General features: G+C 42.5%; 17 protein-coding genes. 8 read left to right on the top strand and 9 right to left on the bottom strand.

Annotation, left to right across the window (positions count from 1 at the left end; all coding sequences use genetic code 11):
* Positions 1-73: 73 nt before the first annotated feature.
* The gene (locus tag I5M19_RS10715; protein WP_200066327.1) at positions 74-439 is read right to left on the bottom strand and encodes a CoA-binding protein; all 366 of its coding nucleotides are present in this window, start codon (positions 437-439) and stop codon (positions 74-76) included.
* Positions 440-622: 183 nt separating this feature from the next.
* Between I5M19_RS10715 and fumC the strand changes: the two genes are divergently transcribed.
* The 5 genes from fumC to I5M19_RS10690 all read left to right on the top strand — a co-directional run bounded on the left by fumC (position 623) and on the right by I5M19_RS10690 (position 4,449).
* Positions 623-2,020, top strand: a complete 1,398-nt coding sequence (gene fumC / locus I5M19_RS10710; RefSeq protein WP_200066326.1) for a class II fumarate hydratase — start codon at positions 623-625, stop codon at positions 2,018-2,020.
* 47 nt (positions 2,021-2,067) lie between these two features.
* Entirely contained in the window at positions 2,068-2,571 is a 504-nt protein-coding gene (locus tag I5M19_RS10705) for a fumarate hydratase (RefSeq protein ID WP_200066325.1), read from the top strand.
* A 7-nt stretch (positions 2,572-2,578) separates the two neighbouring features.
* Positions 2,579-3,376 carry a S1/P1 nuclease gene (locus tag I5M19_RS10700; protein ID WP_200066324.1) on the top strand — a complete coding sequence of 266 codons (798 nt, stop codon included), beginning with the start codon at positions 2,579-2,581 and terminating at the stop codon, positions 3,374-3,376.
* 84 nt (positions 3,377-3,460) lie between these two features.
* Positions 3,461-3,901 (top strand): low molecular weight protein-tyrosine-phosphatase, encoded by a 441-nt coding sequence (locus I5M19_RS10695; RefSeq protein WP_200066323.1) that lies wholly within the window; start codon positions 3,461-3,463, stop codon positions 3,899-3,901.
* A 50-nt stretch (positions 3,902-3,951) separates the two neighbouring features.
* Complete coding sequence (locus I5M19_RS10690; protein ID WP_200066322.1) at positions 3,952-4,449, top strand: DUF3347 domain-containing protein; 498 nt, start codon at positions 3,952-3,954, stop codon at positions 4,447-4,449.
* 20 nt (positions 4,450-4,469) lie between these two features.
* On the opposite strand, the gene I5M19_RS10685 is transcribed toward I5M19_RS10690, so the two are convergent.
* Positions 4,470-5,387 carry a DUF6607 family protein gene (locus tag I5M19_RS10685; protein WP_200066321.1) on the bottom strand — a complete coding sequence of 306 codons (918 nt, stop codon included), beginning with the start codon at positions 5,385-5,387 and terminating at the stop codon, positions 4,470-4,472.
* A gap of 118 nt (positions 5,388-5,505) precedes the next feature.
* Between I5M19_RS10685 and I5M19_RS10680 the strand changes: the two genes are divergently transcribed.
* From I5M19_RS10680 to I5M19_RS10670, 3 genes are all read left to right on the top strand, one after another.
* The gene (locus I5M19_RS10680) at positions 5,506-5,895 is read left to right on the top strand and encodes an HYC_CC_PP family protein (RefSeq protein WP_200066320.1); all 390 of its coding nucleotides are present in this window, start codon (positions 5,506-5,508) and stop codon (positions 5,893-5,895) included.
* 66 nt (positions 5,896-5,961) lie between these two features.
* Positions 5,962-6,465: a heavy-metal-associated domain-containing protein gene (locus I5M19_RS10675; protein WP_200066319.1), complete on the top strand. Its 504-nt coding sequence runs from the start codon at positions 5,962-5,964 to the stop codon at positions 6,463-6,465.
* A gap of 50 nt (positions 6,466-6,515) precedes the next feature.
* Positions 6,516-7,286, top strand: coding sequence for a hypothetical protein (locus I5M19_RS10670; RefSeq protein ID WP_200066318.1), 771 nt, complete (start codon positions 6,516-6,518; stop codon positions 7,284-7,286).
* 102 nt (positions 7,287-7,388) lie between these two features.
* On the opposite strand, the gene I5M19_RS10665 is transcribed toward I5M19_RS10670, so the two are convergent.
* From I5M19_RS10665 to I5M19_RS10635, 7 genes are all read right to left on the bottom strand, one after another.
* Positions 7,389-8,414, bottom strand: a complete 1,026-nt coding sequence (locus I5M19_RS10665) for a ferredoxin--NADP reductase (protein ID WP_200066317.1) — start codon at positions 8,412-8,414, stop codon at positions 7,389-7,391.
* A 1-nt stretch (position 8,415) separates the two neighbouring features.
* The gene (locus tag I5M19_RS10660) at positions 8,416-9,408 is read right to left on the bottom strand and encodes a zinc-binding dehydrogenase (RefSeq protein ID WP_200066316.1); all 993 of its coding nucleotides are present in this window, start codon (positions 9,406-9,408) and stop codon (positions 8,416-8,418) included.
* 1 nt (position 9,409) lies between these two features.
* Positions 9,410-9,739, bottom strand: a complete 330-nt coding sequence (locus I5M19_RS10655; protein ID WP_200066315.1) for a hypothetical protein — start codon at positions 9,737-9,739, stop codon at positions 9,410-9,412.
* Positions 9,740-9,838: 99 nt separating this feature from the next.
* Positions 9,839-10,450 carry a superoxide dismutase gene (locus I5M19_RS10650; protein ID WP_200066314.1) on the bottom strand — a complete coding sequence of 204 codons (612 nt, stop codon included), beginning with the start codon at positions 10,448-10,450 and terminating at the stop codon, positions 9,839-9,841.
* Between the two features lie 183 nt (positions 10,451-10,633).
* Positions 10,634-11,104, bottom strand: a complete 471-nt coding sequence (locus tag I5M19_RS10645) for a nucleoside deaminase (protein ID WP_200066313.1) — start codon at positions 11,102-11,104, stop codon at positions 10,634-10,636.
* 6 nt (positions 11,105-11,110) lie between these two features.
* A complete protein-coding gene (locus I5M19_RS10640; protein WP_200066312.1) occupies positions 11,111-11,485 on the bottom strand; it encodes an SdpI family protein in 375 nt (124 codons plus the stop codon).
* Positions 11,482-11,817, bottom strand: coding sequence for a tRNA-binding protein (locus I5M19_RS10635; protein WP_200066311.1), 336 nt, complete (start codon positions 11,815-11,817; stop codon positions 11,482-11,484). Before I5M19_RS10635 ends, I5M19_RS10640 begins: the two co-directional genes overlap by 4 nt.
* Positions 11,818-11,823: the final 6 nt, after the last annotated feature.

Raw genomic sequence — 11,823 nt, 5'->3', positions numbered from 1 at the left:
ATTATTAATTCCTAAAATAAGTTTAGGATAACATATATAGATTATAGGTATAAGAAGGAAATTAATAAGAATCTCAATACTGGCCTATAGATAACAGCACCAACGTACAGGCGTAGTCGGTGGTTATGCCGTTTTCGTGGGCCATGCGGCGCAGTTCGGCGTTTTCGGTGCCGGGGTTAAATATGATGCGTTTGGGTTTGGTGTTAAGTATATAGTCGTACAGGGGCGGCTGGTTCTGCGGACCAACGTACAGGGTAATGGTATCAATATCGGTGTGGATGGTTTCGGGTTTTTCTATGGGTACACCTGCTACTTCGCCGGTTTTTATGCCTACGTTAACAATGCTGTGTCCGCGGCTTACCAGTCGGTTAGCAGCCAGGTTAGCATAACGACCGGTGTCGGGCGTTGCGCCAAGTATCAGTGTTTTTTTATCAGCCATGGTTATACAAAATTAAGCAAACGCTAATAGTTCAACAGTTGCAGAAGGCTTTTTGTTCGTGATTTTTACCGGGATGTGGCAATGGGGGTGTTAATATACATTGTACTAAAAAGATTACCGGCAGGCATTTAGCTAACTAAGCATAAAATCCTAACTTTGCACCCGCAACAAAGTACTATTATAATGAGTTTCAGAACCGAACATGACACCATGGGCCCTGTACAGGTGCCTGCCGATAAATACTGGGGAGCGCAAACCGAGCGCTCGCGCAATAATTTTAAGATAGGTCCGGAGGCATCAATGCCTAAGGAGATCATAGAGGCTTTTGCTTACCTTAAAAAGGCCGCCGCTTATACCAACACGGATTGCGGCGTACTGCCTGCCGAAAAGCGCGACCTGATAGCACAGGTTTGCGACGAGATATTGAAAGGGGAACTGGCGAACGAGTTTCCGCTGGTGATATGGCAAACCGGATCGGGCACGCAATCAAACATGAATGTGAACGAGGTGGTAGCCAACCGTTCACACGTTTTGCAGGGTAATAAACTGGGTGAGGGTAAAACTTTTATTCACCCTAATGATGATGTGAATAAATCGCAGTCGTCAAATGATACTTACCCTACAGCTATGCATATCGCGGCCTACAAAATACTGACGGATGTAACCATCCCCGGTGTGGAGAAACTGCGCGATACCTTACAGGCTAAAAGCGAAGCTTTTAAAAGTGTGGTTAAAATTGGCCGTACCCACCTGATGGATGCCACTCCGCTAACTTTGGGACAGGAGTTCTCGGGTTATGTATCGCAGCTAAATCATGGCTTAAAGGCGTTAAAAAATACGCTTCCCCACCTTTCCGAACTGGCTTTGGGTGGTACTGCCGTTGGTACGGGTATAAATACACCCCAGGGCTATGATGTTAAAGTGGCGGAATACATTGCCCAGTTTACAGGCCTGCCTTTTGTTACTGCCGAAAACAAATTTGAGGCACTGGCTGCGCATGACGCTATTGTGGAGAGCCACGGCGCGTTAAAACAGATAGCGGTATCGTTAATGAAGATAGCTAACGATATACGCATGCTGGCTTCGGGACCGCGTTCGGGTATCGGCGAAATACATATCCCGGATAATGAACCGGGTTCATCTATTATGCCGGGCAAGGTTAACCCAACCCAAAACGAGGCGGTTACCATGGTTGCCGCGCAGGTAATGGGTAACGATGTAACCATCAGCATAGGCGGCTCAAACGGACATTATGAACTTAACGTGTTTAAGCCTGTTATGGCGGCGAACTTTTTACAATCTGCCAGGCTGATAGGCGATGCCTGCGTTTCGTTTACTGACCACTGCGCATCGGGCATTGAACCAAATTACGACGGTATTAAAAAGCACCTGGAAAATTCGCTGATGCTGGTAACCGCGCTTAATCCGCATATCGGTTATGAGAATGCGGCCAAAATTGCTAAGAAAGCATTAAAGGAAAATAAATCGTTACGTGAAGCGGCCATAGAGCTGGAATTACTTACCAGCCAACAGTTTGACGAATGGGTGAAGCCTGGAAATATGATAGGCAGCTTAAAATAAGATCATTACCTAACCCTCTCCCACAAAAGGAGAGGGTATTAAATACTATGCAAAAAACACCTGTCTTTGTCCTGTTAGCTGTTGGTTTAATGCTTTCGCTCTCCTGCCGTTTCAATCCGGATATGCAAACACTGGGAACGGATTATTTGCAGGGTGAGTGGCAGCAGGACAGTATCAGTATGGAGAAACAGCTGGTTAATTATTCTTTATACCATTTTAAATTCAGCTGCGATTCTTTTTTTGTAAGCGTGCAATCATTCAGTAAAACCAATCCCGGGGCGGATACGTGTTATAAAAGCGGTCATTGGGCTGAGTATGCTAAAGGCGACTATTATCAAAAGAGTGACACCCTGCATTTGAAGGGACTTTTCTGCAATGCTGATATGAGTTATAAAGAGCCCGGAGGATGCTTCAGGTCGGGTGTTTATGAAGAAGAATTTGTGATCGGTAAAAAAACCGACTCGCTTATTCAATTTAATCCCACATCCAGCGTTATACCTCTTGAATTACGTTTAATAAAAAAGAGTACTTGTATTCCCAAACCCTTGTAAATTATATATGAAACTGAATGTATTAAAAAAGCTATTGTTAGGAGTAGCTGTTATGTATCTGCCCCTGCAAAGTATGGCATGGGGTACCACCGGGCACCGGGTTTGCGGCCAGATAGCCGAAAGCTACCTTACCCCCAAAGCACGTAAAGCCATACAGGCAATTTTAGGAGATGAGTCGGTAGCTATGGCCAGTAATTGGGCTGATTTTATTAAATCCGATCCGGCGTACAGCTACCTTTCCAGCTGGCATTATATTGATTTTGATAAGCCATACACCTATCCGGAAATGCAGGCATTTTTATTAAAGGATACCAGCGTGGATGCTTACACCAAGCTGAACTTTTTAATAGGTGAACTGAAAAAGAAAGATCTGCCGCAAGCCAATAAATTACTTTACCTGCGTATGCTTATCCATATTGTGGAAGATGTTCACCAGCCCATGCATACTGCACACACTGCGGATAAGGGAGGTAATGATATAAAGGTGAACTGGTTCAGCACACCTACCAACTTGCATTCTATATGGGATACGCAATTAATAGAATTTCAGCAGTTAAGCTATACCGAATATGCTAACGCGATAAACCATACTACGGCCACCGAGCGCACCGAATGGCAAAAAGCACCGATAAGCCAATGGTTGTTTGAGTCGAGCAAGTTAGCGGACAATATTTATGCAGACGCCCAAAACGGAGAGAACATAAATGGTTATAAATACAATTTTAAATACATCAGCCTGCTTAATAACCAATTACTAAAAGGCGGTGTACGTTTAGCAGGAGTATTAAACGAGTTGTTTGGCTAATAATTGATGTGCAGTTATGCTGATGCTTGAATGTGCAAATAAATATCTGCACATCAGCATACTGCATATTTTCACATTTACCTTATGAAAATATTAATGGTTTGCCTGGGCAATATTTGCCGTTCGCCGCTGGCGGAAGGTATTATGCAGCACCTGGCCACACAAGAGGGTTTGGATTGGGAGATAGATTCGGCAGGCACAGGCAACTGGCATGTAGGCGAAGGCCCCGACAGACGATCGGTTAAGGCCGCCCGCGAGCAGGGTATCGACATCAGTGGGCAGGTGTGCCGTTTGTTCCGCAAAAGTGATTTTGATGAGTTCGACCTGATACTGGTAATGGATAAAAGTAACCTCTCGGATATTTTAGCGATGGCCGGCGATGATGCGCATCGCGCAAAGGTAAAACTGTTATTAGGCGATAAAATAGTTCCCGATCCTTATTATGATGATACACAATTTACCCCTGTTTTTAAAATGATAGAAGCTGGTTGCAAGAAGATCATCGATCAGTATAAAAATAAATAAACAGGGGAGCGAAATACTAATAGCTTTGTTAACCAAATTATAAATTAATTGTGAAGAATATTATTATTGGATTTTTTATTTCCTGCGGCTTATTTGCTGTTAAAGCGCCACAAGTAAATACTATTGATCATATTACCAATGCGTATATTAATGTAAAGAACTCGCTGGCAGCAGATAATGCTCCCTTGGCTAAAAGCCGCGCAGGGATATTATTATCTGAATTGTCAGCACAACCGGGTAAAGAATTACTGCCCGCACAGCAAAAGGTATTAGCTAAATATGCAGATCAACTAAAATTTGATGCTCGTCACATCAGTGAAACGGATAAGATTGACCATCAGCGGGAACATTTTGAGAGCTTATCCAAAAATATGTATGCACTGGTATCAGCCCTGAAAATTAATAAGCAAACCCTTTATCAGCAATACTGCCCCATGAAAAAGGCTTACTGGTTAAGTGAGTCGGAAGAAATACGCAATCCGTATTACGGCAGCAAAATGCTGGAGTGTGGCGATGTTAAAATAACCCTAAAACCTGCCGTTAACTAACAGCAGGTTTTAAGTGGTTATCACGATACCATATAGGCCATAATTACTTTTTTAGCTTCTTCGCGGTTTTTAGCGGAATTCCATTTTTCTTTTACCGACTGGTCGCCCATATCAAACAGCCGCTCGAAAAGTAGTTTACCATCCTTTTTACCGCTAAGCTTAACAGTGGTGCTTTTCCCCAGCACCTCATCCCAAATTTTTCGCACATCGGCCCAGTAATTTTGCTGACTTGCCCACCATGTTTTGGCGTAAGCAAATTTAGCCTCATCAGTTTTGGTGAATTCTTCGTAGCCTTTTTCCTGTGCCAGTAGCTTATCACCATCAGCCGTGCGTATTATTTTGTTGTTGTCCTGTTCAAACATCCAACCTTGCGGAGTTAAATATATACGGTTACCTCTATGCAGCACATTGTAATCATTCCGTTTAGAAAACTCCCTGCGTGGCAGTGGCGAATCGGTTTCGCTTTGCCACTGATGCCTGCCATCTACATGTACCCAGGTGCCCATACTTTCGTATCTCGGGCTATCATCAACCTGATATACCTTTTGCGTCCACTTGCCTTTGATATCGGCCGGAGAAAAGGTTGCTTTTTTCCATGTATTAGCTGTATCAAAAGCGAGCAGGGTGGGGTCTTCATATGTCCAGTCTTGTCGCCAGTGTTTTATTACCATGCTGTCGCCAACCACCAGCAAATGTTGTATCACAATTTTTTTAGGTGAATCCTCTACTATAACGGCCCACTCATTCCCCCAGGATTGGTAACGCGGATGAAATTTATAGGTGGTATCGGGCGCAAAGGTTTCCGCATAATTAAAAGTTACCTTATAGTAACCTGCGAGCGAACGAATGGCCTGCCTGTCCTGCTCTAATTTTGATTGGGCCTTAACAAAAGCACAACTCAAAAGGCAAATAATAAATAATGGTATTATTCTTTTCATATTATTTATAATTAATCTAAATACAAATAAAGTATTAAATTGACTATAAATCAACAATTCACCTAAAATATTTCTCTATATAATGAGGTTTAGCCTATTTATACCATAAATTTGCAGTATGATAAAAAGGTTAGGCACCGTATTGTTGATGTTGCTGTATGTAGTTACAGCAAGCGGCTTTGCGCTTAACCTGCACTATTGTGGCAATTACGTTGCCGATGTTCAAATTAACGCTCCGGTAAAAAGCTGCGTGCAGCCAATGACGGAGGGTAAAATGAAATGTTGTAAGGATACGCACCTTACCGTGAAGATAAAGGATGATCATCAGAATGAAGCCAACGAGTTTTTAAATCCTTTATTTTCGTTTGATATACCAAGGTCATTATTTGGTGATCTGTTTTTATCGCCGCAGCGAGCACAAGCTGACAAATTTTATGATCGCGGCCCGCCGGATATTGCGCACGATGGCCTAACCTTATGTATTAAAAATTGCATTTTCCGTATCTGATAAGTAGTTAATTGTCCCCAATTAATATTACTTATTTATTTACTGTTTAATTCAATTTTTAAAATCATGAAATCTCTTAAAATATTCACTATTATATTATTAGCTGTGGTAACATCTGCAAAAGCACAATTCACTAAGGCCGAACTGCAGGTAGGCGGTCTTACCTGCTCCATGTGTGCCAAAGCCACCGAAAAAGCATTAAGCTCATTACCATTCATCAGCGAAATAAAACCCGATCTGTCCCGTAATTTATATCTGATCACATTTAAAAAAGATGTTCCGGTAAAGCTGGATATGATCAGTAAAAAAGTAAAAGGCGCGGGTTTTTCAGTAAACTATCTTAAACCTACCTATAACTTCGCTAACACTAAGGTTGCCAATAACACTTTTAGTTACGCAGGCGATGTATTTAAAATAGTTAGTCCGGCTGATAAAGCACTCACCGGTCCGGTTATGCTTACTCTTGTAGATAAAGGGTTCGCCCCGGCATCTGTCTCAAAAAAATACGAGGATAAGGTTACTGATGCCGCGGAAACCGCCTCGGGCAGAACGTTCCACATCGCTATATAAGCATCTTATAATTATAAAAGATGAGGAAACTTTTATTGGCTTTTTGCCTTATGGCATTAGCGTGCAATTTATTTGCGCAGGAGCTATATGTAAATACCGAACCTGCCAGCAACATGGCTACCAAATCATTAGGGATACGGTTGGAGAACCAGGGCTATTTTTCGCCAACCTTCAAGAACCGGAGCACGCTGGAAGTAATGTATGGTTTTAGTAAGGAACTAATGCTACATGGCGCGGTTTACCGCTCAGATATTTATCAGGAAAAGCAAAGGTTTGAAGGTGGCAGCCTTTACGCCAAGGTGCGTTTTCTGACGGTTGATTCGGTGCAGGAGCATTTCAGAGGTGCCTTTTTTGCAAAGGCGGCTTTCAGCAGTAACCGTTTTACCACGCAGGAGATAGGTCTGGAGGGCGATAATACCGGTTTTCAGGGTGGGGTAGTATTTACCAAGCTTGTACATAAGCTGGCGTTCTCCGGATCGGTGAGTTACCTGCATGCCTTTAACAATACAGGTGATAATTCGTTGCCTTTAACGGGCGCGAGGGATGCCGGGGCTTATACGCTATCAGGGGGATACCTGTTTTTGCCAAAGCATTACACCAGTTATAAACAGGTAAATATGAATCTGTATGCCGAGTTGCTGGGCAAGGTAAATCCGGGATATGGGCAAAGTTATCTGGATATTGCTCCCGCAGTTCAGTTTATATTTAACAGTGTGTGCCGGTTGGATCTTTCGTATCGCACACCGTTGTATAATGATATGCAGCGAAATTCCAAAAATATGTACCTGATACGTTTAGAGTACAATTTCTTTAACCTGTGATAAGCTCATTCAGTAGGTGATAGGCAAAGCGGTCTGGTAATTCAGGCCGCTTTTTTTATATATCATAATAAATAACCTATGGCTTAAGTATAACAGAGGCCGCTAAAGCAGCTTAGGTTGATATTCTATTTCCACATCGTCGGTTAAAGCGTGGGCTGTGCAGGTAAGTACCAACCCGTTGGCTATATCCTCGTTGGTAAGCACTTCATTTTTTGCCATTTCAACTTTGCCGCTTTTACAAAGGGCTGTACACGCCGAACATATACCATTGCGGCAACTATAAGGCAAAGCGATGTTATTTTGCAGTGCGGCCTGTAAAATAGATTGGTTTTCGCCTGCTGTAACATCGTGCCACTCGCCGTTGAATTTTATGCGGATATTTTTTGGCGGATAGGTGATTTGTGTGGCGGTAACCGGTACTGTCTCTAATACAAAGTTCTCTTTACGTATCTGCCTGGCATCAATACCCATATATAGCAGGGTAAGATTTATCATTCGCATATAGGCGAATGGCCCGCACAGGTAAAACTCCGCTTTATCACCGCCAAAATGCAGTTGCTCATTTACCAATTGCTCTACCATTACATTATTAAGACGCCGGGCCTCGCTGCTCAAAAGGTGTACAACATTTAATCTGTTACGGCAAACGGTTTCCAGTTCATTAAGCTCATGTGCAAATAGTATGGAGGCATCCTTTTTATTGCTGTAAATAAGATGAATGCGGCTTTTACCCGGCCGTTTTAAAATATATTTTAATTGTGAAAGTACCGGTGCAATACCACTCCCTGCTGCAAAAAACACAATGTCTTTCTCGGCCTGGCTGTCGGTTACCATAAACCGTCCGGCGGGTTCAATGGCAGTAAGTATATCCCCGGGTTTAATTTTGTTCAGCAGGAAACGTGATATTTCTCCGTTGGCTATCCGCTTTACGGTAATAGAAAGGAATCCCTCATCGGGCGATGAACTTAACGAGTAAGAACGGCGTATCTCCTCCCCGTGATGCTGAAACACCAGTGTTATAAATTGCCCCGCTTTATAAGATACCTCTTTGCCAATAGTGGTAGTGAAATAAAAAGTAGCAGTATCCGGAAGTTCCCATTTTATAGTGTCTACTCTTAAATCAATCATCTTAAACTGCCAGTACTAATTTTCCAAACTGCGATGAATTCTCCATTTTAGCAAAAGCCTCAGCTGCCTTCGCTAAGGGGAACACCTCATCTACTACAGGCACTACCTGGTGTTCATTTACAAATTCAAGCATCACTTTAAATTCTTCTGGAGTACCCATAGTAGTTCCCAATATCTGCAATTGCTTCCAAAATATCGGTCTTCCGTTTATCTCCGGAATATTGCCCGCCGTGCCTCCAAAAAATACAATACGCGCACCCGGATTGCATATGTCCGGTAGTTTAGCAAAGCCATCGCCCAGAGCACTGTCAACTATTACATCAAATCCACCCGATAAATGCTTAAGTTCCTGTGCCCAGTCCTGAGCTTTATAATTTACGCCAGCTGCGGCCCCCAGTAATTTAGCCTGTTCAATTTTTTCGCCACTGCCCGATGTTACAAAACCCCGGCAGCCCGCGGCTACGGCAAACTGTAGCAGAAATGTACCTGTTCCGGCACCAACACCATTAATTAAAACTGTGTCTCCTTTTTTCATCCTGCCCTTGGTAAACAAAGCACGGTAAGCGGTTAAGCCAGCTAAGGGAATAGCGGCCGCCTGTTCCCAGGTTAAGTATGCGGGTTTAGGATACAGGTATTCGGCTTTTACCTTAACATATTCGGCCATGGTGCCATCTTCGGGAAGGCCAAGTATCTTAAATTCTTTTGATTGATATTCTGGATGCTCCCCCCAGTTATGCGAGGGGTTAATAATCACCTCTTTATTAAGCCACTCTTCGGCACCTGAGCCTGCTTCGGCAACTATGCCCGCGCCATCTGCTCCTAATATAGTAGGGTATTTGATGCCGGCGTATTTGCCAACGGTTATCCAGTAATCGCGGCGGTTTAAGGCAGCGGCTATAATTTTAACCAAAACCTCCCCTTCTGCGGGTACCGGTTTTTCAACTTCTTTATAAACTATGGAGCGCTCTGCAGATTCTAAAACAATTGCTTTCATATTACTTTGCTTTTATAAAGCGGCTTTTATGGCCGTTAAAAGTTATAATTAGAGTCGTGGAAGTCTCAAATTCAAAATCTGATTCTTCTGTATGTGGGTGCGAAGGCTGATCGGTTATTATTTTATTTCCTATAACGTCGTACGTTAAATTTATAATTTGCCTTTTATCCAACAGTTTAAATTCATATGTAAGTTTTCCGTCTGCTGTAAAGGTCATCTTCACATTTCCAATTTCGTTAAGGGTGCTTAAATCAGTTTTGTCAACTATCCATTCTCCTAAAAACCTATTATCCGCATTTGATCTTTTTATAATTCTTTTAAAGATATTCATCGGAGTATTTAATAAATAATTAAAAAGCGGCAGAATTGTTTCCAACCTGCCGCTTCTGTTTTCATTTCAGATCATTATCTCATGATCCATAGTTAATTATTAAGCTATTGCTTTAGCATATAATTCTGAAACGTGGTTCCAGTTTACTACATTCCATATAGCAGCTAAATAATCCGGACGCTTGTTCTGATATTTCAGGTAGTAGGCGTGCTCCCAAACATCAATGCCGAAAATAGGCGTGCCTTTTACTTCGGCAATATCCATTAACGGGCTATCCTGATTTGGTGTTGATGTTACCGCAAGTTTTTTGTCAGGCGTAACAATAAGCCAGGCCCAGCCTGAACCGAAACGGGTTGCACCTGCCTCAGATACTTTTGTTTTAAGATCAGCAAACGAACCGAATGTGCTGTTAATAGCTTCTGCTAAAGCACCTGTTGGCTCGCCATCACCGTTTGGTGACAATACTGTCCAGAATAGGGTATGGTTAAAATGACCGCCGCCGTTATTGCGAACGCCCATTGGGAACTTTGAAATATTTTTGATGATATCTTCGATGCTGCCATCAGCTTCCGGTTTGCCTTCTAAAGCTTTGTTTAAATTGTTTACATAAGCCTGATGATGCTTACCATGGTGAATTTCCATAGTAGCTTTATCAATATGAGGTTCCAATGCGTCTGAAGCGTAAGGTAACGCCGGTAGTGAGAATGCCATAATATTTAATTTTTAATGTTTAAAAAAATTGTGATGAACAAATATAAGGGTTGAATATAAATTTTGTTCTAAAGTAATGTCATGTTTAACACACTTCACAGGTATTAATAGAATAAATTCTGTAGCATTTTGTTTTCAGTTTTTCTTAAATCTTACCCATAAATGACATCCCACAGGTAGTGCTTATTTACGCTTGCTTTTAAAAAAATTGCGCACCAGTTCGGCACATTCATTTTCATGAATGCCGCCCGTTATTACTGTTTTGGGGTGCGTAATGGTTTGATTAAGCCTGCCAAAACCCATGCGTACATCATAAGCGCCAAAAACTATCTTACCCACCTGAAACCAGTATGAGGCGCCCGCACACATCACGCAGGGCTCCAGCGTAACGTATAAGGTGCAATCTTTTAAATATTTTCCACCCATGTAATTAGCTGCGGCGGTTAGTGCCTGCATTTCGGCATGTGCCGATACATCATTAAGCCGCTCGGTTAAATTATGGCCCCGGCCTATGATCTGCCCTTTGCAAACCACAATAGCGCCTATGGGTATCTCATCTTCGGCCAACGCTAAGCGGGCTTCTTTTAGCGCTTCGTTCATGAAAAACTCGTCGGGTGATATTGCCGGCTCATCGCCGAAAGTAAAATATCTCATCAGTACTTAATCGTGAAATGTGTTTTGTAAATGTTTTTCTGTGGATATGATCAGCATTACACAAGGCACAATAGAGCCTGCAATCAGCAACATTACATTGATGCCATCGCGCAAATTTGCCTGCATCGGAATTTGATAGAGGGAAACTGTAATTATAATGCCCATAACAAGCATTACCCACCCGATTCTGTACATGTATGTGCCCGAATAACGATTAGCCTCATCCCAGGTTTGCTGATTTTTAGTAGCCGATGGCATACGGTAACCATACAAACCGTTGATATGTTTTGGTGGATAATAACGTTGTATCAACCCCATGACAATAAAAACCGCACCTATCAGCTGCGGACCAATAAACCAGCTTTCTATTGGTACATTCATATCAGTTTACTGCCGTTTGGTACGGGTTTATCAATAGTGGTTAATACAATATCGCCGTTCTCATCGGCAAACCCGGTAACTAAAAACTCCGACATGAAATTAGCGATCTGTTTCTTCGGAAAATTTACAACACCAGCTATTTGCCTGCCCGGCAGTTCTGCTTTGGAGTAATGCTTAGTGATCTGCGCGCTGGATTGTTTAATGCCCAGCGGACCAAAATCGACCTTTAACTTATACGCCGGTTTACGCGCTTCCGGAAAATCCGATACTTCCAGTATGGTTCCGGCGCGTAGCTCTACCCGCTCAAAATCGCTCCAGTTAATGGTTTCCATAAAGCA

Origin of the sequence: Mucilaginibacter segetis (assembly GCF_016522075.1) — a bacterium.
In the GTDB taxonomy this organism is placed as follows: Bacteria; Bacteroidota; Bacteroidia; order Sphingobacteriales; family Sphingobacteriaceae; genus Mucilaginibacter; species Mucilaginibacter segetis.
The sequence above is the reverse complement of the archived record's forward strand: the minus strand, read 5'-3'. Positions and strand labels throughout refer to the sequence as shown.